The organism is Cyanobacterium aponinum PCC 10605, from assembly GCF_000317675.1.
Classification (GTDB): Bacteria; Cyanobacteriota; Cyanobacteriia; order Cyanobacteriales; family Cyanobacteriaceae; genus PCC-10605.
The window spans coordinates 2,779,884-2,804,677 of the sequence record NC_019776.1 but is presented as its reverse complement, the minus strand read 5'-3'; the positions used below and the strand labels follow the sequence as shown (position 1 = coordinate 2,804,677).

General features: G+C 34.4%; 23 protein-coding genes. 6 read left to right on the top strand and 17 right to left on the bottom strand.

The genetic code is table 11. The features are described 5' to 3' along the window. Positions 1 to 160 precede the first annotated feature (160 nt). From CYAN10605_RS11725 to CYAN10605_RS11675, 11 genes are all read right to left on the bottom strand, one after another. Positions 161 to 1,117, bottom strand: a complete 957-nt coding sequence (locus CYAN10605_RS11725) for an ABC transporter permease (RefSeq protein WP_015220161.1) — start codon at positions 1,115 to 1,117, stop codon at positions 161 to 163. Between the two features lie 271 nt (positions 1,118 to 1,388). Continuing rightward, a complete protein-coding gene (locus tag CYAN10605_RS11720; protein WP_015220160.1) occupies positions 1,389 to 2,123 on the bottom strand; it encodes a hypothetical protein in 735 nt (244 codons plus the stop codon). Positions 2,124 to 2,419: 296 nt separating this feature from the next. Beyond that, positions 2,420 to 3,664: a caspase family protein gene (locus CYAN10605_RS11715; protein WP_015220159.1), complete on the bottom strand. Its 1,245-nt coding sequence runs from the start codon at positions 3,662 to 3,664 to the stop codon at positions 2,420 to 2,422. Positions 3,665 to 3,927: 263 nt separating this feature from the next. Continuing rightward, positions 3,928 to 4,563 carry a COP23 domain-containing protein gene (locus CYAN10605_RS17895; protein ID WP_015220158.1) on the bottom strand — a complete coding sequence of 212 codons (636 nt, stop codon included), beginning with the start codon at positions 4,561 to 4,563 and terminating at the stop codon, positions 3,928 to 3,930. 57 nt (positions 4,564 to 4,620) lie between these two features. Next, positions 4,621 to 6,417, bottom strand: a complete 1,797-nt coding sequence (locus CYAN10605_RS11705; RefSeq protein ID WP_015220157.1) for a serine/threonine protein kinase — start codon at positions 6,415 to 6,417, stop codon at positions 4,621 to 4,623. A 141-nt stretch (positions 6,418 to 6,558) separates the two neighbouring features. Further along, positions 6,559 to 7,191, bottom strand: coding sequence for a COP23 domain-containing protein (locus CYAN10605_RS17890; RefSeq protein WP_015220156.1), 633 nt, complete (start codon positions 7,189 to 7,191; stop codon positions 6,559 to 6,561). Between the two features lie 28 nt (positions 7,192 to 7,219). Continuing rightward, a complete protein-coding gene (locus tag CYAN10605_RS17885; RefSeq protein WP_015220155.1) occupies positions 7,220 to 7,861 on the bottom strand; it encodes a COP23 domain-containing protein in 642 nt (213 codons plus the stop codon). 107 nt (positions 7,862 to 7,968) lie between these two features. After that, entirely contained in the window at positions 7,969 to 10,122 is a 2,154-nt protein-coding gene (locus CYAN10605_RS11690) for a PhoX family protein (protein ID WP_015220154.1), read from the bottom strand. Positions 10,123 to 10,567: 445 nt separating this feature from the next. Next, positions 10,568 to 11,221, bottom strand: coding sequence for a potassium channel family protein (locus tag CYAN10605_RS11685; protein WP_015220153.1), 654 nt, complete (start codon positions 11,219 to 11,221; stop codon positions 10,568 to 10,570). 202 nt (positions 11,222 to 11,423) lie between these two features. Then, positions 11,424 to 12,119 (bottom strand): ribulose-phosphate 3-epimerase, encoded by a 696-nt coding sequence (gene rpe, locus CYAN10605_RS11680; RefSeq protein ID WP_015220152.1) that lies wholly within the window; start codon positions 12,117 to 12,119, stop codon positions 11,424 to 11,426. 68 nt (positions 12,120 to 12,187) lie between these two features. Next, a complete protein-coding gene (locus CYAN10605_RS11675) occupies positions 12,188 to 13,075 on the bottom strand; it encodes an alpha/beta fold hydrolase (protein WP_015220151.1) in 888 nt (295 codons plus the stop codon). A gap of 598 nt (positions 13,076 to 13,673) precedes the next feature. Here CYAN10605_RS11675 and CYAN10605_RS11665 point away from each other — a divergent pair. After that, entirely contained in the window at positions 13,674 to 15,131 is a 1,458-nt protein-coding gene (locus CYAN10605_RS11665; RefSeq protein ID WP_015220149.1) for an RNA-guided endonuclease InsQ/TnpB family protein, read from the top strand. Here the strand turns inward: CYAN10605_RS11665 and CYAN10605_RS11660 are convergent. Next, positions 15,099 to 15,374 carry a hypothetical protein gene (locus tag CYAN10605_RS11660; RefSeq protein ID WP_015220148.1) on the bottom strand — a complete coding sequence of 92 codons (276 nt, stop codon included), beginning with the start codon at positions 15,372 to 15,374 and terminating at the stop codon, positions 15,099 to 15,101. The two genes, CYAN10605_RS11665 and CYAN10605_RS11660, sit on opposite strands and share 33 nt — an antisense overlap. A gap of 409 nt (positions 15,375 to 15,783) precedes the next feature. On the opposite strand from CYAN10605_RS11660, the gene psb34 reads away from it, so the two are divergent. Further along, positions 15,784 to 15,960, top strand: coding sequence for a photosystem II assembly protein Psb34 (gene psb34 / locus CYAN10605_RS18615; RefSeq protein WP_150108952.1), 177 nt, complete (start codon positions 15,784 to 15,786; stop codon positions 15,958 to 15,960). 121 nt (positions 15,961 to 16,081) lie between these two features. Here psb34 and CYAN10605_RS11655 read toward each other — a convergent pair whose 3' ends face one another. Together CYAN10605_RS11655 and CYAN10605_RS11650 are read right to left on the bottom strand one after the other, a co-directional pair. Further along, the gene (locus CYAN10605_RS11655) at positions 16,082 to 18,142 is read right to left on the bottom strand and encodes an AAA family ATPase (protein WP_015220146.1); all 2,061 of its coding nucleotides are present in this window, start codon (positions 18,140 to 18,142) and stop codon (positions 16,082 to 16,084) included. Next, positions 18,139 to 18,318 carry a hypothetical protein gene (locus CYAN10605_RS11650; RefSeq protein ID WP_015220145.1) on the bottom strand — a complete coding sequence of 60 codons (180 nt, stop codon included), beginning with the start codon at positions 18,316 to 18,318 and terminating at the stop codon, positions 18,139 to 18,141. The genes CYAN10605_RS11655 and CYAN10605_RS11650 overlap by 4 nt, the downstream gene beginning before the upstream one ends. 171 nt (positions 18,319 to 18,489) lie before the next feature. Between CYAN10605_RS11650 and cdf31 the strand changes: the two genes are divergently transcribed. Continuing rightward, positions 18,490 to 19,401 carry a CDF family zinc efflux transporter Cdf31 gene (cdf31, locus tag CYAN10605_RS11645; protein ID WP_015220144.1) on the top strand — a complete coding sequence of 304 codons (912 nt, stop codon included), beginning with the start codon at positions 18,490 to 18,492 and terminating at the stop codon, positions 19,399 to 19,401. Positions 19,402 to 19,673: 272 nt separating this feature from the next. Here the strand turns inward: cdf31 and CYAN10605_RS11640 are convergent, their stop codons facing one another. Continuing rightward, on the bottom strand, positions 19,674 to 21,092 hold the full coding sequence (locus CYAN10605_RS11640) for a GTP-binding protein (RefSeq protein WP_015220143.1): 1,419 nt from the start codon (positions 21,090 to 21,092) through the stop codon (positions 19,674 to 19,676). 203 nt (positions 21,093 to 21,295) lie between these two features. Here CYAN10605_RS11640 and CYAN10605_RS11635 point away from each other — a divergent pair, with 203 nt between their 5' ends. Next, positions 21,296 to 21,559, top strand: coding sequence for a type II toxin-antitoxin system Phd/YefM family antitoxin (locus CYAN10605_RS11635; protein ID WP_015220142.1), 264 nt, complete (start codon positions 21,296 to 21,298; stop codon positions 21,557 to 21,559). Next, entirely contained in the window at positions 21,543 to 21,800 is a 258-nt protein-coding gene (locus CYAN10605_RS11630; protein WP_015220141.1) for a Txe/YoeB family addiction module toxin, read from the top strand. The genes CYAN10605_RS11635 and CYAN10605_RS11630 overlap by 17 nt, the downstream gene beginning before the upstream one ends. Positions 21,801 to 21,824: 24 nt before the next feature. On the opposite strand, the gene CYAN10605_RS11625 is transcribed toward CYAN10605_RS11630, so the two are convergent. Then, complete coding sequence (locus tag CYAN10605_RS11625) at positions 21,825 to 22,514, bottom strand: glycoside hydrolase family 24 protein (protein ID WP_015220140.1); 690 nt, start codon at positions 22,512 to 22,514, stop codon at positions 21,825 to 21,827. 68 nt (positions 22,515 to 22,582) lie between these two features. Further along, on the bottom strand, positions 22,583 to 23,275 hold the full coding sequence (locus tag CYAN10605_RS11620) for a sugar transferase (RefSeq protein ID WP_015220139.1): 693 nt from the start codon (positions 23,273 to 23,275) through the stop codon (positions 22,583 to 22,585). Between the two features lie 358 nt (positions 23,276 to 23,633). Here CYAN10605_RS11620 and CYAN10605_RS11615 point away from each other — a divergent pair, with 358 nt between their 5' ends. Beyond that, positions 23,634 to 24,407, top strand: a complete 774-nt coding sequence (locus CYAN10605_RS11615; protein WP_015220138.1) for a DUF4114 domain-containing protein — start codon at positions 23,634 to 23,636, stop codon at positions 24,405 to 24,407. Positions 24,408 to 24,794: the final 387 nt, after the last annotated feature.

Below are 24,794 nucleotides of genomic sequence, written 5' to 3'. Positions count from 1 at the left end.
CCTTAGTTCGGTTTGAGAATATCGAATAAGGGTAGGTGTCAGGTGTCAGGTGTCAGGTTGCAGGTGTTGGGGTGTTAAGGAGAAATTTCTTTTTTATCTTAACTCCAAGCTCAGATAATTTTCTCTATTTTCCTTAATCTTCAATCTGGCCTAAGCAATTCTAATCAAAACGCACTCTAGGATCAAGCCAAGAATAAGTTAAATCAGCAATTAAGTTGAAAATGACGATCAAAATTCCATAAATCATCGTAATTGCCATAATTACAGGAGTATCACTGCGGTAAATAGATTCGATTAACAAAGCACCAATACCGGGGATACGAAAGATTTGTTCTGTTACCAATGCCCCTGTAAAAATACTTGGTATGTCTAAAGCTATTAAAGTAATGACGGGAATTAAGGCGTTACGCAATACATGATTGATAACTACTTGATAAGGATTTAAGCCTTTACTATAGGCGGTGCGTACATAGTCATGATTTAATTCTTCTCTAACGCTCGATCGCATGAATCGCATTAATACGGCGGTTTGATATAATGTTAGGACGATAATAGGCATAATTGACTGTTTAATTTGAGCAATGAAACTAGCCCAACTGTTAACTATCAAGTTACTGTCATAAATAAAGGGTAGCCATTGCAATTTAACACTAAAAATAATTATTAATAATAATCCCGTGAAAAAAGGCGGAATTGAATAACCGAAAAGTGCGATCGCATTACTGAATTTATCAAACAAAGAATGACGTTTCAAAGCCGAAATTACACCCAAAGGAATAGCAGTTATAACACTTAATAAATAAGCTAAACCGACAATAGATAAAGTATTAGGTAAACGTTGCCAAATTAAATCAGATACGGGACTTCTACTGGTAAAAGAATAGCCCAAATTTCCTTGTAAAAATGCTGTTAGCCATTTAATATAACGTATATAAATAGGTTGATCCAAGCCAAAGGATTTACGGATATTTTCCCTAACCTCTGCCGTTATATTTGGATTTGAAGCAAACTCACTTAAAGGATCTCCCGGTGCTAATGCGAGAATAATAAAAACAATAATACTAATGGCTAATAGAGTAGGTAAAGAAATCAATATTCTTTTGCCCAAATAAATCATATATAGTAATCCTCAATTATGAGTGATGGCAAAAAGGGCAATGGGCAAGGGGCAAAGGTAAATAGTGAATAGTGAATAGTGAATAGTGAGTAGTTGATAATTATTCGTTACTCATTACTCATTACTTTCTTCTAAAACCTGAAACCGTCAAACCCTGTACGGGCGAATGGCCATTCGCCCCTACTTCTCCCTCTCCCCTCATCCTTCCATCCCCTAAACACCCTGACACCTGCAACCTACCCTTATCTGATATTCTTAAGCCGAAATGAGGTTAATTACGTCCGCTAGACTGAGCAAGTCTAATCATTTCTGGATTATCCACATCAATTTCATATACATAACCCACACTTTGGGCCACACGGCGACGAATGCCATAGGCAGGATATAATTCCATGGGGAGTAAGCTAGTAGCCCTAACATTGGCAATATCTACCAACTCTAACATTACATCACGACTAATTTGATTACCAAAAACCTCTTTTACGTTTTGTAAACAAGAGTTATCACCCACAGGATTTCTTCCTTCATATAGTAATAACAGCGCATCTAAGCAATTGTTATAGCCATAAATATCGACAAAATCAATGACGACATCAGCGATACGAGGGTCTGCATTACTAGGATTAGGATTAACGTAACCCTCGGTAACGACTTCTTCTATATTTTGACTTGCACCACGAGTATTGGTTTGACTAACATTAGCTGTATCGCTATCAACATTAGTGTCAGGGCGAATTTGATTGGTTACTCTGTCATATACATAATTACCTGAACTTATTTGTTGATTTGGCTCAACACAAGCTATTTCTTGAGTGTTTAAATCTCTGATACTAACCACATTACCATCGCAATTGCTAATAGAGAAACCCCAGTCTATAAGTTTTTGTTGAAAGGGTGAATTATTATTATTAATGATAGTGGGAAAGGATGAGTTTTGAGCTTGTAAAGGACCAGAAAAGAGAGTAAATAGAGATATATTTGTTATTAGTAAATGTTTAATTTTCATGAATCTTGTTTATTTTTTACTGGCAGAAAAACTAATATTAATTACTAATCACTAATTACTAGATTTTTATTACTTTAAATAAGTTAATGGAATTGCGAATTTGAAATATATATAGCAATTCTCGTTATGGTGAGGTACAAAACTAATTGGTATTAGAGAATAGGAAATCTGAACTTTAGCAAGTTTTAGGTGCAAATTAAATGACAAATGAAAAAAGAATTAGTTTCTCCCTAAACCTCCAATCCGCCAAAAACCCATTTCCCAGACACATCATACTTTAATTCAACAACCCCATCTTAATCAAGAGAAGGTATTTCTAAAGAAAAGTTCCCGGAAGGATGTTTACTGTTTCCTTCTGCACACATTACATACCGATTACTCAATGTGATAGTAACTTGATGGCGATCGCTTCCACAAGGGGCTTCTTTAAAATTGTATCCTGCAATAAAAGAACGTAGTAAAGAAATTTTACGAGGGGTTAGGTTTGCACCAGTTAAATCCTGAAAAGGACTGTTCGAGCGATTATTAATTGCCACACTATCATTATTGAGGGGCTGAGGTTTTTTCTCTTCCACCACAGGAGGGGTAATATTTTCTTCTTTCCTCGTGATATTTTGATTATTATTAGATGAAGGTTTTTCTTGACTACCAGAGAAAAAGAAGTCTCCAATTAAAGAAGAAGTAGTCCAAGGCACTTGAGCATTATCGGTTTTATTCGCCACATCAATTCTCACCTGTTTAAATATTTCTTCCACATTTTGATTAGGATTTTTCAGGTTTTTGAGCAAGGCTTCTGTAAAAGTTCCATTTCTACCTGTACCATCTTGAGCGACATTCCCCGGCCCCGTGGCATAAGCAATAAAAGTACCTGTCGCACTATTTTGAATAGCGGCTAATCCTTTATTATTAGAAGAACGAGTCCAGCTACGACCGAAAGGATTATCACGACAAGCATCAAGAATGACGATATTGACATTATTATCCGTTTCTTCCATTGCCGCTAAAAGTTTTCCTAAAGGTAAGGTTTCATAGTTAACTTCGCTTTCCCTGTCTAAACGAGCATCCACTGGAATTAAGTAATTTTCCCCATTGACTTGAATACCATGACCTGCATAATAAAATAAACCGACTGCTCCTTTCTCTAATTCTCGGTAAAATCTTTCTAAACTTTGATCCATTGATTTTAAGTTACCATTGGTGAGCAGAATAACCTCAAAATTTAAGTCTCTAAGACTTTTCGCTACATCGTTAGCATCATTAACCGCATTACGCAGTTTACTACCGTGTTGATAGTTAGAGTTACCAATCACTAGAGCAACTCTCTTTTCTGATGTTTGTCTCTGGCTGATTAAATATGCTTGTTGACTAAGGGAGAAAGATTCTCTTATTTTTTCATTTATTGAAATCTGATAATCTTGAGAAAAGGCAGAATTACTCATACCGAATATTAATCCGCAAGATGCGATCGCATAAGGTGTGGCCATACTGAGTGCAGTCGGTATCATCATGGCGAAATTACCAATAAAATTAAATTTTTTCATGATCAATAAATCCTTAATCTACGAAATATTTGACTGATATTTTGCACTAACTTAACCTCAGTTCGGTTTAAGAATATCGGAGAAGGTTAGGTGTCAGGTGTCAGGTGTCAGGTTGCAGGTGTTGGGGTATTGGGGTATTAGAGTTAGAGTTAATTAGACACTTTTGCCTTCCCCCCTCGAGAGGGGGGATAAAGGGGGGTTTTTTTTAAGGGGGGACACAGAGGGGTTTGCCTTTGCCTCTTACCTTTGACCTTTACAACCCATTAGGGACATAAAATGGGTGGACAAGAGGGATTATCTTTGGGTTTTTGATTAGTTTCAGGATTAGAAATAATGGTAGGAGGGGGAGAGTTATTATTATATGTGGGTAAATTATCGTTATTATCACTGGAAATAGTGGAAGCAGTAGCCAAAAAAGAATCTAAATCTAAGACTCCCCCACGAGATAAACCACCAGTGGAAGTACGGGCAGACATATTGAATAAATCAGTTAACACTTTGCTAGGATTATCTTTCGGTTGAAGAGTTAAAAGTAAACCGTCTCCCCTACACTTAAAACCTGATGATTTTTTTTCCGCCACACAAATAACGGGCTGTTGATTCATTGTACCAGTGGCAATATATCTTAAACTACCACTGTCAGAAAATTGTTGAAATCTTTTTGTTACCTCATTACATCTTTTTTGGGGAGTCCACCCAGAATCACGGAAAAAGTCGTTTTGCCAAACTATTAGTTGGATTCTTCCCCTTGCAGTATCTACGATTGTTGTGGGTTTACCATTGAGTTGAATACACTTATAACTATTTTTAGTTTGTGCCAAGGAATCTTGAGAAAAAAAGCCATTAGCAATAGTCAATAAACCAAAAATAAAAAATTGAATAAAAAATTGATTTTTCATAATATTTAGAAGTGTTTATCTTCACGAAATTTTTAGCCTAAACCTAAGCCTAATTAATTACTCAGGACATAAAATCGGGGGGCAAATAATTACATTATCAGGAAGTTCTTGATTATTTTGATTATTTTGATTATTACTAGAATTATCGGTGCTATTATTAGTATTAATGTTACTTTCAATACCCTGATCCTGAAAACATTTTTCAGCTTGATCAACTATTTTTTTCCCTTCTAATAACCAATAATTTGAGCCTTCAATTTTACTCACAGTTTCGATCGCACTTTGACAGTTACCATATTCTAAGTCTTTTTGTGCCTGATTAATTAAATAACTATTCGTACGATATTCTTCTTGCCACTGACTAACAACTATTAAACCTGCTTGACGTACAGGATTATCAGGAATTGTATCAATTTCCTTTAAAGCATCTTCCAGCTTTCCCTCCTCAGTATATAAATGCTTTGCCTTATCAAAAATAGCCCTACTCCAATCCTCCATCATAATTTGAGCCTGATTATGATATTGATTCTGGGTTGGAATTTGTTTCGCCGTTGCTACAGCCTCCGCATAATTGAGAAATTGAGCTTTTTGTTTTGCTTCTTCTAAACGACATTTCCCGATATATTCCCCTAACTCTTGAGCAGAGATATGATTATTCTCATCTTGCAATCTTTCCTCTGCCTTTTCAAAACACTCCAAATAATTTTGATTATTATAAGCAGTATCTAAAGAGGTCAAAAAATCAGCTTTTTCTTTCTCAATTTGAGCTTTTTGTTGTTGATTCATCACATATACCCCCCCCGTTGCAATAACACCAATCGTTAAAGCAGTAGTCAAAGTTGAACCAAAAGGAGACTTTAACCAATCACTAAAAGAAAATTTTTCCGAGGTGTCTTCTTGATTTTTCAATGATTGATTTGTTGAGGAAGAAATTGAATTTATCTTAGAGGTAGAGGTATTAGAATAATTATCTTCTATGGAAGAAGGTTTATTTTTCTCCTCCAAAATTTGAGTAGGGGGGCAAGACTGTTGCTTTGCATAAATATAAGCGTGTAAATCCTTAATCACATCATCGGCTGACTGATAACGCAATTTATGTTGATAGCGAGTCATTTTCGTGATAATTTCGCCTAATTTGTCATCAACAGTAACTAAATTACGCCAAAGAATTTCTCCTTCTTCATCCTCCTCTAATTCAAGGGGATTTTTCCCCGTCAAAGCCTGAATAGCTATAACCCCTAAAGCATAAATATCACTATTTTTTCTAGGTTTTCCCCTCGCTTGTTCTGTGGGCATATAGCCACGAGTTCCCATTGCTATGGTAGGATCTAAAAGGCGACTTTGTTCTAAATTAAACTCTTTTACTGCCCCAAAATCAATCAAGACTAATTTTTGATCCTCTTGACGACGAATAAAGTTATCAGGCTTGATGTCTCTGTGGATAATGCCTAAATTGTGAATATCCTTAAGAATTCCTAATCCCTCTAATAATAATTTAATGGTCGCTACTTCCGTCCAACATTTTCCAGAAGGTAACTCATGACGTAGAGTTTTTCCTTCGATATACTCTTCGACTAAATAAAATTCTCCTTTATCTTCAAAATAATCAATTAATTTAGGAATTTGAGGATGATTTAGTTTTTTTAATATCTCTGCTTCTTGGCGAAAAAGTCTTCTTGCCTGTTTGATGAAATTGGGTTGCTCTGAAGAGGGGTGTAACTGCTTAATTACGCATTGTTGTTGATTTGTGGTGTTTATAACTAAATATACTTTACCAAAACTGCCGTTACCCAACTTTTTGATTACTTGGTAAGGAAAAGGTATTAGTGGAAGTTGAGCGGCAGGGTTATCCATAAGTCATTTAGGGGTTGATGAAAAAGTGAATTTTTAATTATTAACTATAACCTCAGTTCGGTTTCAGAATATCCAATAAGGTTAGGTGTCAGGTATCAGGTATCAGGTTGCAGGTGATATTTTTGCTGAAAAGCTGAGGTATTAATCACATAAAATAGGGGGACATTCGATAGTTGTACCTGATTGGGGCGGTTTTTTTTCTTCTGGTATTAAGGGAGGTTTTTGAATGGGGGAAACAGCATCCATTAACGGGGCAACAGCAAAATATTTGTCTAAATCTAATACTGCTTGACCTCTTCTTATGGGCATTGCTCCGATTTTAACTGCATCCTCAAATAATTGTTTCATAACTTCTACAGGTTTATCCTTTGGTTCAAGAGTCATCAATAAGTTTTGCTCTTGACAAACTATATTTGTAGATGGAGGGGGAGATTGAGGAGATACGCAAATTACTTGATATTTTCCAATCATGCCATTGGCAATAAATCTTAGTGTACTATTATCAGAAAATTGTTGAAATCTTTTACTTACTTCTTGACAGCGTTTTTCTGGAGTCCACCCGGAGGCTCTAAAATAGTCACTTTCCCAGACAATTAATTGAATTCTTCCCCTTGTGGTATCAACCACCGTCATGGGTTTACCTTCATGGTCTATACAACTATAAGCATTTTTTTTACTATCTGCTTGAGCAAAGTTAACAAATATCAGAGAGATAATTTGTCCAAATATCAAACTTAATATCAAACTAAAAACTAGAGCAAATCGAGGTTTCATGGTTTTTACCTCATGGATAAATAAGGTTTTAATCACATAATAGGGGTGAGCATTCAATTAAAGGAGGTTCACTTTTTATTGCTTTAGACTCGGAGGTAACTTCTGTTGTCACTTCTGTTTCCTCCACTTTAATATCAGCAATGTCTGTTTCTGTCATAATTGGGGCATTCTTAATGAAATTAGACATGGGGAAAATATATTTTCCTGTAGGCTCTCTAGTAACGGGAGTGCCTCCAACTTTAGCGGCATTGGTAAAGAGGTTTTCTAAAACTTTATTCGGATTGTCGTTTTTTTGTAGAGTTATGAGCAATCCATCTTTTTGGCATTGATAACCGCCTCCCGGCACTTGTGTGCCCACACAAATAACAGGATATGAATTTATTTGCCCAGTGGTTACATATTTAAGAATACCTTTGTCAGAAAATTCTTGAAATCTTTGTGTTACTTCTTGACATCTTTTGTTCGGAGTCCAACCAGAATTTTGGAAGTAATCGCTTTCCCAAACTATTAATTGAATTTTTCCTCTGGAAGTATCCACAACGGTGGTTGGTTTGCCTTTGTAGTTGATGCAACTATAAGTATTTTTACTTTGAGCAAGGGTATTTGGGGATAGGCAAGATACGAGAGCAACTGAAGTAACTATACTAGAAAAAAAAGAGGACTTTTTCATTGTTTTCGGGGGAAAGCTACACTTCCATTATAACTTTTACTCAACCTGAGAACTCCTGCACGGGCGAATGGCCATTCGCCCCTACCTTCTCATCTCCCGAAACTGTTTTAATAAACCGCTACTAAAGAAGGCTTAGGAAAAGCATTTTTATCTAAACTAGGCCAGTTTGAACCTTTGGGAATAGTTCTAGTTTGGATAAATTCTTCGCCATCAGTGGTAAGGATACTTATTTCTCTGGTTTCTTCTGCCATATTACTTCTAGTTCCATTTTTCTCTCCCGGATGTTGAATCGCCAAAAAGAGAGTATTTTGTTCTTGGTTGAAGCATAAACCACAAGTTTCCGTTTCCATCGGTGCAATACCAAATGGATAGGCTTTTCCTGCATTTTCTCCTGATAAGGGTATATACCAAATACTATTATTTCCTAATGCTCCCGTAATATAAGGATTATCCCCCTGACGCACTGGTTGATTGTGTAATCCTGTCGGCATATCTGTCACCATCCAAAGATTTCCCTGTTTGTCAAACTCAAGGTTATCTGGATTCGCAAAGCCTAAACCTCCTGATGCTGGTTCACCACCAACTGCGATCGCATCCCATGTAAAATTAAGGGCTGAGGGGTCATTTTCATTTTCTCTAAGGCGGATTAAACAGCCATACTCATATATATTTCCTTGTTTATCGCTAAAAACTCGTTTATCTGGACTACCATCATTTCCTGCCGCTCCAGAGGTAAAGGCAATCACTAAAGATTGATCCACAGGATGTAAAGCCACATCTTCAGGACGAGCAGTACAAGTACCTCCAATGACATTACCAGCAAAATGAGCATCAATTAAAATCGCTCCTTGAATTTCTTCGGCGGTGTCTCCTATGTATAAGTCTCCGAGGGTTGAATATTTTTCTTGAAATTGGTCTAATTCTTCTTGTTTAGTAACGGTGACAATACCTCCTTTTTCTCTATCTGGATTGGGAATGGTTAGTAATTCCCCTCGCAAATTGCTTAAGGCAGTGGGATTAATGGCAGTGTCGGCTTTTAAGGGTATCCATTCGCCACTACCATCGGGATTCATTTTGGCTACGTATAACATTCCCTCTTGTAATAATTTCGAGTTGCCCTTATCTTGGGGGTCAACAACTGTGCCTGTGGAGATAAACTTATACAAATGTCCACCAGTGCGATCGCATCCTGAGTAAACCGCTAAAGGTTGATTCGCTTCAGCTCGAATGGCAACAGCTTCATGACGAAAACGCCCTAACCATGTATGTTTTGTACCATAGTCATTTTTATTAGCAGGATCAACTTCTACCATCCAACCATACTTATTACCCGCCAAACCAAAGGGATTACCCTGTCCACTAAAACCATTGATGGGTAAAGACTCTGGAGAAAAAGATGTGCCATCTGCCATTACAACTTCTGGTACTTGTGTTTGGAAATTTTCTTCAGCACTAAATACTGTACCCCAAGGCGAAACACCCCCCGCACAATTAGCAAAAGTTCCAATGATTAGCTCTCCTTTATCGTCAGTATAACCCAAACCCTTCTTTTTCAGAAAAACACTTTTAGCAGGTCCAGTTACCTGTAAATATCGATTATCTCTCCATCCTGATATACCTGTAATACGACGATCTTGCTCAGAGTAAGTCCGCTCCCACTTACCATCACCATTGCGACGAATGGAAATAACCCCCAAACCTTGATCTGTTAACAACTCCCCAAAAAACTCTTGAAAGAGAATCTTAGCAGAATTATCATCAGGCAAAGCAAAAATATTTAATCCTTGTCGATTTTCCCTTGCTGAGTGTAAAGCTGATAAAACCTCTTGAGGCAATGATTTTTGAAGCACCTGCTCATAACCTTGTAGCCAAGGAGTGGGACTGACATATTCAAAATTGACCACTAAATAACCCTCATTGGGATTAGTTTCCACAAAAGCAACATAGTCATTGTTATAACCAAAACGGGAGTCACCCACTTTATCTCCCCAAGAAGCAATCACATCATAGCTAAATCCTTCGGGTAGAATTAAATCGTCTTGTACTTGATAAGAATTAAATAACTGTTTTTGTTCTTGTGAATTAAGGTTATTTATTTCCAAAGGAATAGGATATTGAACAGGTTTAAAATTAGCAAATTTAAAAATTTCCTGCTCAGTATTTCCTTGGGCATGAGAATAATTTTTAAAAACAGAACTACAGGCGGTAGAAGCAACACTAACTCCCAAAAATGTTAAAAAATCCCTACGTTTAAATTTCATATATTATCTTAACCCTTAACTGAATTTCTTTAAATTATTTTTATTTTATATTACTATCAATAAATGCGAATCTACTGCTTATATCTAAATAATTAATATTAAGAATTGGTTAAATTTTAATTATAATTAGTAAAGAAATAAAAGATAATGGTAAATATGTAGAAATGAATAGGAATAAACCAAGCAATGGAATGATGAAAAATATTTCCCACTGATTGTTAGTTCTTAATTCTTAAGTTTAAATTTTTAGGTTTTTCAGAGTGTGATTATGATAAATTAAGAGAAACAGGACTTCTATAAGCTTGATTAAATAGTGTTTAGTAGTAAAATAAAAACTAAAAGTTTATAAATTATTATTTAATAACCGCCTATTGCCTCTTGCCTACCCTAACCAATAATTTACATACTCAAAGTGATAGAGTTAATTTTTAATCCTTCCTTTTCTCTATTTATTTAAACTTAAACTAACTAATTTAGAAATGAAAATAGCAGGAAAAAGTTGTCCTAGTAAAGCCTCTATGTTAGATAACATCATTCCCACGCTATTAAGAGGACTTATATCTCCATATCCCAAGGTTGTGAGGGTGGTAAAACTAAAATAAAATAATTGATATTGTGGACTTGCATCTATAAATATACTTAATTCAAAAGAGTTAGCATTTATATTAACCAGAATTTTATAAAAAATACCCCAAAGAATGCCAATCATTAAATATATGCAAATTGCCCCTTTAATTACATCTCCATTGATTTCTGTTTCCGAAAGAATCCGAAGAGCAATTGCAACGATAGATAAAATCATAAATAAAGCACTTAATACATCTGAGAAAATTTCAATAGTATCTATATGATTAAGCATTTGAAGGTGACTAATGATAGAACTTAGATAGGCAAAAATAGCTATTCCACGAAAAATATAAATAAACTTTTTCGAAAAACCAAGGGTATTAATTGCTAAAATAATGGTAGAAAAAAAGATAATAGGAAACCAAATATTAAACCTATCAAAATATTGTAAAAAAGGTGTAACAACCATAAAAATTAACAAATTATAAAATAGGCGATTATATGTGGTTTTAGTAGAATAAAATTGACTCATAAAGGTTTTTTTAGTCTTCTAATGTGTTAAAAAGTCTGATTTTCAAAGGGCTTAGAATTGTTGAGCAAACCTTCGTTAATTACAAAAAAAGGGGGCTTTAACCCCCATATTAAATTACTATTTTGTATTTATCTATAATGTTCCTAAATCGTTGATGAAAAATCAATTATTAGAAAAAACATAGAATTGCGATAGATACTTATTAAGCAGTAGCCAATTCAGGTTCAGGGCGTTTGCTGTTACGGATACCTTCGATCGCATCTGCATAACTAGGAGCTTTAAAGACAGCAGAACCAGCTACAATAGCATTAGCACCAGCTTCTAAAACTTGCCAAGTATTGTTAGGTTTTAAACCACCATCAACCTCAATCCAAGGATCTAAACCTTTCTCATCGCACATTTGGCGTAAAGCCTTGATTTTAGGCACAACAGAGGGAATGAAACTTTGTCCGCCAAAGCCGGGGTTAACGCTCATGATTAAGACTAAATCGCAAACGTCAATTACATACTCGATTAACTCTAAAGGAGTAGAAGGATTTAAAACTACCCCAGATTGTTTGCCTAACTCACGGATTTGACAGAGAGTGCGGTGTAAATGGGGGGAAGCATTGTGTTCAGCGTGAACAGAAATAATGTCAGCACCTGCCTTGGCGAAGTCTTCTACATACTTCTCAGGTTCAACAATCATTAAATGCACATCTAAAGGCTTTTTGGTGTAAGGGCGAATCGCCTCTACAATTAAAGGACCAATGGTAATATTAGGTACAAAACGACCATCCATTACATCCACATGAATCCAATCTGCACCGGCTTCGTCAACGGCTTTGATTTCTTCTCCTAAACGACTGAAATCCGCAGATAAAATGGAAGGAGAAATAACGACTTTTTTATCACTCATAATAATTATTAATAGATTAACTTTTGTTGTGTTAATTGTAACAAAATGTTTAATTTCTCTATAGTGTATCAGCTATTGACAAAATCGAGAATATGATGAGCTGTAATTTCTGATTTTTCTAAATGCGGCACATGACCGCAATTATCAATCCAAACTAACTTACTTTGAGGGATTAACTCTTGGAATTGACTAGCGGGTTTTATGCCTAAGATTTTGTCATTTTTTCCCCATAAAATCAGGGTTTCTGCTCTAATTTGTCCTAATTCTTCTGCAAATGAACCATAACCGCCACTCTTGGTAAAAGAAATTAACGCTTTGCTCCAATTCTCACATTGTAGATGTAACGCCGCACATCTTAGGGCGTCTTCACTGGCAAACTCTGGATTAAAATAAGCCGTTTTACTGATACTCTGTCTTACTTTCAAATTCCGTAAAAATTCCGTAGCTAAATAACCTAAAGGGGGAAATAAAAACTTCCCGATTATCGGTTGCTTAGTCAAACCACCGCTATCTAACAACACTAATTTTTCCACTGCTTGGGGATAACTTAAGCAAAAGTCAATGGCACTTGCCCCTCCCATAGATGCACCCACTAAAATCATGGGTTTGTTAATCATGGTTGACCAAAAATGATAGAGATGAGTTCTAATACTATGAGGAGAATAGTTTAAATTAGCTTGTCTTTGGGTAAAACCGAATCCTAGCAAGTCTAAAGCCCAAACCTCGTATTCTTTCTTTAAAAATGGCAGTAAACGGCGATATTCAAACACAGAACTATCAAAACCGTGTAATAATAATACTGGTGTTTTTCCTTCTCCCTTTTTTATATAACTTGTGGCGATTTCCTTTGAACTTAAGGGAGTGTTAATTTTTGTAAACTGGATTTGCTCAAAAAGTGCGATCGAATCTTTTTCTATAAGTTTTTTTGCTTCAGTGACAATTTCATTAGTTAACATGAGGAATTGAGAATTTAGAGAAATTTATTCAAGTTTATCGGTAAATTATGGCAGTTTATTATCTCAATGTGCAAAGAAGACTCCCACTAGAAAGCGAGTCCGAGTAGAGTTACCGAAGGTAACGGCGGACGTGTCTTTTAGCGGTGAGATGGGGCTTACAAGGTAGGGTTTTTTCATTCTCAAAAATGTCAATTTTTGAAACTAACAAATAGTAACAGATACAGAAGTTTTTAAGTATTAATTAATCAATTATTAAGAAAAAACGCTCCCCTCTACTGTGGGAGAGGGGTTGGGGGTGAGGGCAAGATAATTTCGCCCTGACTTTGAAAAAACCCTGCTTACAAGGTGCGGAAATAAATTCCGCACACAGCCCCTCATGAATTTGCACCAACAAACAAACCGAACGTCAGTGAGTCCTTAATTTTCAATACTTTTTAGGGAACGGATAAATTCTCTCACTACATCCGTTTTTGTTCTTCCTAACTTTTTGGAATACTTAATAAGCAACTTCATTTCAGATTCTTCAACTCTTACACTTAATTGAACTTTCGCCATTGTGTATAATAATATGATACACTGTATTTAGTTTAACAAAAAAATGAATAAAGCGTACAAGTACAAATTGAAACCAAGTCACTATCAACAAAGAATGATGGCGAATTGGCTTGATATGCTTCGTTCTTATTACAACTATTGCCTCCGAGATAGAATTGAAAGCTACGAGCAAGTAAAGCAACCTAAGCTAGGGAATTACTGTGATTTAAGGACAAAAGCTGAATGTTGCCCTCTAACTTGTTCAGTGTCTAAAAACTCTCAATTAGGAGAACCTTTTAAGGGAGATAAAAAACGGAGTGCCTACGAAATGCAGTCGTCAGAATTGCCTAATTTAAAGAAAACTAGGAGTTGGTATAAACAAATCCATTCAACAGTTTTACAACAAAATTTGCGTAAATTAGACACAGCATTTAAGAACTTTTTTGATGGGAGAGGGTATCCAAAATTTAAAACTAGACAACGGTTTAAAAGTTTTAACTATCCGCCTAATCAAGTAAAGTTAAAAGGCAATAAAATCTATCTTCCTTCTATTGGTTGGATGAGATTTTTTCAGTCTCGTCAAATTCCTGAAGGTTTTAGTTTACGCTCTGTCACAGTTAGACAAAAAGCAGATGGTTGGTATGTCTCTATTTCCATTGAGGATAAATCTATTCCACAGTCTCAACCTAAAGATTTAGCCCAAGTTAAATCACTAATAGGTTGTGATTTGGGGATAAAAAAACTATTAGCATTAAGCAATGGAGAACAAATCAACAACCCTCAGTTTGAAAAGCAATTAGAACGAACCAAAACTATTAGACAACGCAGAGCTAGTCGCAAAAAAAGAGGTTCTAAAAATCAGAAAAAAGCCTATCAAAAATTAGCAAGGATTGACCAAAAAATAGTAAATCAAAGAACTAACTATCAATGGAATATTGCCCATCATTTAACAAGGTTAGCAGATGTCATTGTACTGGAAGATTTAAACATTCAGGGAATGAGTAAAAGATGTAAACCAAAGCAAGATGAAAACGGCAAATACTTAAAGAATAATCAATCTGCTAAACGAGCATTAAACCGTTTAATTCGTGATTGTTCTTGGGGGGAGTTAAAACTTAAAATACAGTCGGTAGCTGAGAAGTTTGGCTGTATCGTTTTAGAAGTTAATCCTAAGTTCACATCACAAACTTGCTCGAATTGTGGTCACATTGACTCCGCTAGTCGGAATAAAGAAAAGTTTGTTTGCACTAATTGCGGATTCATTGCCGATGCTGACAATCAGGCAAGTGTAAACATCGGAATGAAAGGGCTTGAAATACTTGGAATTAGTCCATCCAAGCTACTGGTGGATAATCAGAAAGTTACGGCTAAATCTGAATTAACAGATTCGTCTAAAAAACGGGAGAAATCAATGGCGTTAGTCGTTGAGCCTAGCAACCCTAGACAACTTGAGTTGTTTCAGTGGATAAATGGTCAGGTAACTGGCTGTTCAGAATCCCCCGTTACAGCCCGTAGGGTTTAACGGTGGGAGTATGTCAAAATTAACAGCAATGGTTTCTTGTTTAATTTGCAAATAATGATTAAGATGATCCCGAACACGATTAGAAGTTTGAGTCATCAATTGATTCGCTAAATTCTCCACAGCACTTCGCCCAGTACGATAAGACAAATACCCCACTAGGGTGACAGTACCAACAATTTGCACAATGAAAGGGATAATTAAGACTAACTTCAGAGGTAGTTTTTTATTTAAAGAAGTTTTCACAATATCGAATTATTCTACTACTCTAGAAAGATAAATTAGTTAAATATTATTAATAATTACAATTAGAAAAAGATGAAATAAATTCATTATCTGCGTTAGTAATTTACTGATTTAAGCAATATTACCTTATATTAGAATAACTAATAAAAAATAATTACAAGAGATTAACGATAAAAAAAATTAATTGTTATAAATTAACATTTATTATTTAACCGTCAAACCTGCCACCTGCCACCTGCCACCTGACACCTTTTCCTAACCAATAATTTACACGACGAGCAGTAAGAGAGCCAATTTTATATCGAGCTTAGACAAAACTTAAGATTTAACTGGTCGTTTTTATTAGACAATAAGCATGTGATTGAATATAATCACACTAAAGTCATTTTACATGAGGTTATTATATACTATGCCATATACTACAGAAGACGGCGGCAGATTAAACAACTTTGCTAATGAGCCTAAAGTGTATCAGGCTGAACCCCCTAATAAAAACCAAAAGCGTAACTATATCATTTGGGGTGCTTTAGCTATTATCCTTTTAGGCGGCGTGGTTGCGATCGCATTTTATGCTTCTAACATCTAAGTAATCACGAAGATTCTATCAGGAATTAGGAATCGAACTAAGTTAAAAATTTAAAATCAAGAATGAGGAATGAGGAATTAACTATTTTCCCATCTTCCCCCTCTCCCCTGCTCTTTCCCCCTCAAATAACCTCAACAATTTCGGTATATTCAAACTGATTTTCACTTCTTTTCACCAGTGGATATTCTTGATTATTAAGAATAATTACATCTTCTTGACAATCATCCTTAGATGATACATAAGTCAAAACATACTGTTTATTAATATAACTATTCATCTCTGTTTCAACCTCATTACGCCATTGAGTTTTAGTCACTAACACAATCAATTGATTAGCTAACTTAGGGATAATTTTGGCTACCTGACGACGATATACTTCATCTAAACTGCCAAAAGGAGAATCCATAACGATAGGAAAATTACTTGAGTTGAGATTAACTAAACGACTTTCCTTCGACCATTTTCTCACCATATCAATAATTGCACCAATAAAAGAAAGACTCAAAATTTGATTTTCTCCAGTAGAAGCGGCAACGGGTAAAGGAATACCCAAAGTATTTTCTACTAAATTTAATTCGTAGTTTTCATTTAATAAAGGTTGATATGGAGTGAAAGAAATGGAGGCAAAAATTTCTTGTAATCTTTTTTCTAGGGTTAAACGGAATTGATTTTCTAATCTTTTTTTAACCTCTAAAATACAATCAATCGCTTTTTGGGTTGCTTCAATTCTTCGTTTAATTAAATTCTCTTTTTCTGCTTTTATTTCTTGCTTAATAATCTGTTTTTCTAACTTACTTAACTCTTCCTCTAAGTTATCTAATTGAAGGTTAATTTCTCCCTGATTCAAAATTACTTGACGGATATGATTTTCTATATTATCCAGTTGCTTTTGCATCTGTTGAATATTTTTATCAGGATATTTTCTTAGTTGCTCATTCAGATTATCTAATTCATTTTCAATTTGGTTTAAATCCAAACGACAATTATTAATTATATCTTGATATTCATTGATATTATTCCAAAAATTTTCTCTCAATTCTAATAAATTACTCACACTACTTTCTAAGCGAATTAATATTTCTTCTAATTCGCTACTACCTGTTTTTTGTAATAATTTTTCTACCTCTTGATAACTAAAACTATCAGGAATTAATTGATTACCACATAAGCAACGATTTTGTTTTAATAATTGCTCGATAAATTCTTTTTTAATTCCGATGGGTAATTCTCCTTTTTCTCTCATCTGATTAACTATTTCTTCAAATTCTGTAAAAGTCTTAGATAAAAAGACTAAATAGCTTTTACTGCTAATCTCTTTTTTGATGCTTTGTTGAGTATCAACTAAAGTTATTCTTAATTCTTTTTCTCGCTGTAGCAATTTCTGTTTTAATCGCTGTAAGTTTTCTATGCCACTTACTTCTAACATTTGTTGAGAAATATTATCTTTTTCTGCTTGTAATTTAGCTAATCTTTCTTTAAGTAATTCAAAATCATTTTTTAGTTTTTCTTTTAAATTGCACTGCTTTTCTCTTTCTTTCAAAAGGCTTTTTATCTGTATATCTCCTAAGGATTCTAATTCTTCATGAAAATGTTTTTTGGCATTTTTTAAATGATTTATCGCCCTTTCTAACACTTTTACTCCAATTAACTCTTTGGTATCTTCAGCAATTTTTTGTCTTTCTTGACTTCTAAATAAATGATCAATATGTTCGCCATCAAAGAAAAAATATCCGTGTAAACTTTGAGGTAAAATTTTTTCAATAATATCTTTTGGTTGCTGTAAAGGATGTTGCCATCTACCATCATCTCCTGTAATCATCATGAATAATTGAGGAGTTGTTATTTGGATTTGATTTTGTTTATTTCTACTACCAAAACATTTTCTTTTTAACTGATAAGTTTTATAATCGTGTTCAAATATTACCTCAACAAAACACTCTACAGAAGCTCCTTCTTCTACTTCTTGAATTGCTTTTTTATTCACTAAGGATTGAGGTTCAGAAAAAGCCCCAGTAAATTTTTCGTAAAAAACCCAAGTAAAAGCATTAAGAATGGCTGTTTTCCCCGCTCCGTTATTACCGTGAATAACTGTGGTATTTTTTTTACCATAGCTAAAATTAATAATGGGAGTTTTACCATAGAATTGGCGAAAATTTGCTAGTTGTAAGCTGATAATTTTCATTGAATATTGTTTCTAATAATATTTAAAATATCTTCATTTATATAACGACTATTTTTTTGAGATAGCTTATCTTTTTCTAGTTGTAGAACTTGCTCAACAATGAGTTTTATTTCTGGTTCTGCCTTGTTAATTGGTTCTGTGATATGTTCTAATTTATAGTTATTCTGATAAATCATGAAAATTATTATCAATAAACTTTGTTTTGATTATAAAGTATTTATGTAATGAGCCTATTTTTTTTGACATATTTTTTACATAATTTAATTTTTTTCTCATGAGCTAAGACTATAATAAATAGAGGATAATAGCTGGTTTGTTATTTTTTATCATCAATTAATAAATGAAAAATGGTTCAAGATAATCGCAAAAAAGTTCGGCAGGTTCTAATCATTACATTAATATTAAATTTAGTTGTTTTATTATTAAAAGCAGTTGTTGGTACAATAACAGGTTCATTAAGTTTACAAGCAGATGCTTTACATAGTGTAACTGATAGTGCTAACAATATTTTAGGCTTAGTAACAAATCAACTTTCATCTCCCATACCAGATAGAGATCATCCCTATGGACATCAAAAATTTGAAGCGATTGGTGCTTTGGGGATTGCCGCTTTTTTGGGGATTGCTTGTTTTGAAATTATTACTGGTGCTTTAAATAGAATTATTTTTGGTGGTGATCCTGTTAAAATTGGTGGTAGTGAATTATGGCTTTTAATTATTGTTTTGGGGATCAATATTTTTGTTGCTTTTTACGAGCGAAAAGTGGGGTATAAAATAGGCAGTAAAATTTTAATTGCTGATGCTACCCATACCATGAGTGATGTGTGGATAACAATTAGTGTATTATTTGGTTTAATAGGTGTTTGGCAAAGTGAAAGATTAAATTTACCTCAGCTACAATATTTAGATATATTATTAGCTTTTCCTGTAGCTTTTTTAGTTTTAAAAAGTGGTTGGCAAGTTTTAACAAGCAATCTTCCTTGGTTAGTGGATCAAGTTGTGATCGCACCTGAATTAATACATAAAATAGTAACAGAAGTACCGGGAGTAATTAACTGTCATGATATTGCATCAAGGGGTTTATTAGGAAGACAAATCTTTATTGAAATGCACTTAATTGTTGATACTGAAGATGTAAAAATTGCCCATGATATAACAGAAGAAATAGAGAGAAAATTAGAAGAAAAATTCGCCCCCGTCAGGATTTTAATTCATATTGAACCCCCAGAATATAAATCTCCTAAAATTAGTTATGGATAATTAAGAATTAAGAATTAAGAATTAAGAATTAAGAATTAAAAATTAAAAATTAGGCTCTTCTACAGTTGCTATGGTAAATTAACAAAAAATAATTGCTATAAGCTATGTAAATTAAGAGATTAACGATAACAAAAAATTAATTGTTATAAATTAATATTTATTATTTAACCTGACACCTGCCACCTGCCGCCTGACACCTTTTCCTAACCAATAATTTATATACTCACAGTAAGAGAGCCAAAAATTAAAAACTCCGAACTTAGGTTATCTAGTTATCTAATAAGTCTTCTGCCCAATTTTGCTTTCAATTCCCCTTTGATGCGGTTTAAAATCGAGGTTTCGTCAAGGGAATTAATTATGTTTTCTACTACTGCGTGAGGTCCATTTTCTCCCCATGATGCCCCATTTGCTAAATAAACTTTACATATTTGTCCAATTGTATAAGTGGAAACTCCGGCAAATGCCCCTTGTGCGATCGCAACTGACATATAAGGCACAACGGTTAAACCTCCAGAAACAGGGGTTGTTAATCCTAAAATACCTTTAAGGGAACTTAAACCAAAGGTTACTAACACATCACTAGCGGTAATTCCTCCTAAACTGATGGCTATTTTTTGCAACAATTTCACCGCACTTTGTTGAGTCATGGCGATATTATAAAGTTGTGATAACCTTAAAATCATAACCACGTCGATGATTGCCCCTGTAAATAAATCTATAGCTGTGACAGGATTAAGAGCGATCGCACCTGCTTTAGTCATCATAGTTTGTTGTATAATCTTTTCTGCCTCTGCATCTCGATAAACAAGTTTTTGTTGAATTAAACGCTCATTAATTTGTCCAGTGGATAACATGGTATTTAAAGCAACCAGAGATTTACCCTCTTGATGGAGAATTTCTAATATTTTTAACTGTAAATCCCCTATTTGTGGCTTTCCCCGTTGACGTATTATTTTCACTTTTCCCTCTTTATCCTTTACCGCCACTGTTTCTAAAGGAGAAGCCGAAACCATGACAATTTCATCCGGTGACAATAATTCCCTTACCCTAACATCCCTAATCGTAGAATAAATTTCGATGCGATCGGACTGAGGATATTGATCAATTTTATTAAATACTAAAATCATTGGTTTGCCCACCTCTCGCAATTGGCATAAAGCCTGATACTCTACCCTCGTAATATCTCCTGCAATCACGAACAAAATTAAATCTACCCTAGAAGCAATATCATGGGCTAACGTTTCCCTCGTTTCCCCATCAATTTCATCAATCCCCGGAGTATCTATCAACTGAATTTGGACATTTTCTGAACCCTTAATCAATCGTTGAATATTTTGCTCTCCATTACCAATACTCTCCTTACTTAAACGCCAATTAGTTTGATCAATTTCTCTTGTCACTCCATGAAGTGGTCCCGTAATAAAAATGTCTTGACCAATTAAAGCATTCAAAACACTAGATTTTCCCTTTCCCACCATGCCAAAAGCCGCAATTTGAATCACTGAATCTTCTAACTTTTGTAACATTTGATTCAAGTGAGCAATTTCTGTCTCTAATCCCTGCTTCTCTTCCTCTTTCAAATCCAGATTTAATAATAAATTCCGTAAAGATTCCTGTGCCTTATGATAATTTATTTCTCCCTGCCAATGAGCAAAATCAATAATCGCATTTTCCCAATCTTCTTCCCACATAACATTATTAACTCAAGTTATAGCCTTAAAAGGATTATTCCTATATTTTAAAATGTTCTCGGTAATTACAATTCATTTCACCACAAGAATCATTAACAATCATGAGGGTTGAAAAATTTTCAAATCCTATGCTGAGGTTAATTTTTAATTTCCAAAATGTTGTACAATAAAATGTACAATTTAAAAGTTAAACAAAAATAGTAATGAAAATAATTAATATAAGTACTGCAAGAAATAATTTATTCAGTCTAATAGAACAAGTGAATCAAGATCATCATCCTCGGATTATCAGCAGTAAAAAAGGGGATGTCGTAATCTTATCAAAAGAAGACTGGGACAGTTTACAAGAAACCTTGTATTTACAATCTATTCCTAACTTAGTCTCATCCATAAAAACAGCAGAAAAAGATAATGAATGGGTATCAGAGGAGGAATTTTTGGGGGTTTTAAATGACTTGGAAGATTGAATTTAGTCGAAATACTCTAAAAGATGCGAAAAAACTCAAATCAGCAAAATTAGACGGTAATCTCAAAGAATTACTCAACATCTTAAAATCAAATCCCTATGAGCCTCCTTACGAAAAATTATCAGGTAATTTAAAAGGTTACTATTCAAGGAGAATAAATATTAAGCATCGCCTAGTTTATCGTGTTGATGACAATAATAAAACCATCAAAATTCTTTCTGTCTGGTCTCATTATGAATAGATTTTATCGAAACTCCAATTGCAATTATTTCCGACTGAGGGTTAATTCTTCTTGTAGTAACTTCTTATATACTTTGGGCAAAAATTTCGTCATATTATTATCTTCTATGCCATAACCCAAACTCGTCCAAGTGGGAGATAACATTCTTAACACATCATCTATTTTTTCTTCTCTCAATAACTCTGCTATATCTTTTTCCCATGCCGTAGTATCCTTTAACCAGTTGTAGAGAACTTTATCTTGATACTCAGGCTCAAAACTGTAATCTTCCCACACCAGAAACTTAGAAGGATGAGGATGATATTTTGCCGCTTTTTCCGCCCAGGTGGTATTTAAAAATTGATAACGTCCAGAGGCAGTGCTACATTTACCCTTATTAGGTCCATTAATAATGGTCATGCAAATATTCGGATGTTCGCTTAAATCGTCCACATATTCGCCACTATAAATTACATAGTAGGGGTTCAAATAATTAGATTCACTAAAACTAATAGTACGCATCAACGCCCTAATGTAAGGATCTCCCCCTTCCATCACTAATGGAGGACTCCCATATATACTCGAAATTAAATGTTGTCCTGCGGTTTTTATTTCCGCTTTTTTTTCCCGAAAAATAACGTTGCCGATTCCAGTTAGTATGATTAGTAAGATAATCAGTTTAAAAAAGTTAACAATTTGTGTACTAAAGGAGTGCGATCGATTAATGTTGGTCATACTACCAGAAACAAATAACTAGATTAATTCAGTATTAGTTACTGTTCCTATCATATAGTAATCGGATTCTAGTGAGCACCTTTACGCAATAAAACCACTTTTACTGTGGCGATAATCAAAGCTAAATCGTACCAAATAGACCATTTTCTCTGATACTGTAAATCTAAAGACACTATTTGCTCAAAATCATCTACCAAGGAGCGTCCATTAACTTGCCATTCTCCAGTAATACCGGGCTTGACTCTCAATCTCAACCAATGACGTGAACTATAGTGACTAACTTCACAAATTGTTGGGGGGCGAGTTCCCACCAGACTCATATCTCCTAACAAAACATTCCAAAACTGGGGAAACTCATCAAGGCTAGTTTTCCGTAAAAATGCCCCTACTCTCGTAATTCTGGGATCTTGGTCATTTTTGAATATATGACCTTTGGCTTTATTTTCCACTAAATGCTTTTTTTGATCTGCATCGCTATACATGGAACGAAATTTCCAGATGCGAAAAGGCTTACCATTCAAACCGCAACGAATTTGACTATATAACACCGGTCCTTGACTATCCCACTTAATTGCGATCGCAATAGGAATAAATATCAAAGCAGTAATCACTAAGCCCACGAAACCACCAAGAATATCAATATATCTTTTAAAAGTGCTATAAGCAGATACATGAATAGTAGTATTTACTCCTTGAGGGCAAGAAATCAAATCAGGGGATGGTAATGAATTATTAAAAAATTGGCTATCGGAAAAAAACATGATCTTCTCATTAGGACTAAACAATATTATTAATCAGTATTTACACTTAACCTGAGTCTCAATATAGTTTTTGCTACTCAGTGTTTATGCTTAAATGTTTTGCCGCAGTTTTAACTATAACATCTTAAACTTTAGTCTATAATTTTTTTTCGCAAACGTCACCATTTATTTCTTAAAGATTTTGTAAACCCTTTAATTATAAAACTTTAAGTAATTACATGTAACAAAAAATAAAAATTTTTGTGAAGATTTTGTGAACTTTTTGATACTTAGTTGATTTTTTTAAAAAAACTGTTATAGTTAATCGTATCCAAGAAAATACGTAAGTATAAAATTTATTAGAGAGAGGAAAATACTCATGAACAAATTTTTGTCTTTATCTTTTACGCCTTTAGCTGTTACTGCTACAGTTGCAAGTATCGCTCTTTCTTCAGGCTCCGCTCAAGCCGTTACTATTGGACCTCCTGCTGCGGGAGAACAAAGTTTACAGACTATTTTGGATAACATAAGTAGTCCTGGTGCTATTACCGTTCAATCGGATGCTGAGTTTTTTAAACCTAATTCTTCTAATAGTGCTACCTCTAGTATTGTTATCGAGTTTGCTGGTAACGCCGCTAACAATGTATTGGGGATTTATAATTCCATTGGAGGAACTATGGTTGATATTTTTGGTGGGGGAGCCACTCAAGGTAGTAAAGTATTCCTTAACTTTAGCGGTGGAAATCTCGGACTTTTTGACATAAATAATAATGCCATCGGGAATGGTACTTTTAATGGCTTTGGCACTAATTTTGGTTTTTACTTAAGAGGTGTTAATCAACAAGTTTTATATTCTCAATCTGCTGCAAATCCTAATGGATTCGATGCCATGGCAGCGTTTAGCGGTGCAGATAATCAAACAACATTAACTCTTCCTCCTAATAATTCTTCCGGTACTTTCGATGGCGGTGATTGGATTTTCGCTTGGGAAGACTCATATTTAGGAGATGGTGATTATAATGATTTTGTAGTTCATGTTTCTGATATTGAGGCTGTGCCTGAACCTTTAACTATTCTTGGTACTGGTTTAGCCTTAGGTTTGGGAGGTTTATTCAAATCTAAGCAGTCAAAAAAACAATCTCTTGCCGCTTAATTATCTGGGACTTAATTATCAACGATATTTTGAGTGATCGTTATCTCAAATACGGATCTAATTAGGAGTTACTGAGAAAATAATGTCATGGAGATAGGTGTCAGGTTATGTGATTATAAATTAAAGACTCTGGCACAATTGTATCGAAAGGTTTGATTTTCAAATAGTTTAGAGTCCTAAAGGCAGATCTCAATTACTTTGTGTTTTATATAAATAGTTTGTTCTCGCAATTTTACTGGTTTATTGTCCCCCATTTTTATCCCAATTATGTATGGGTTATGGGGGATTTTAATTTTTTGGAGTTGGTGAATTAAGCTATGACTCTTAGTTAAGATCAGAAGTAAATAATAGGTATTCTTACGATAGTAATAATATTTTGAGTGTTAG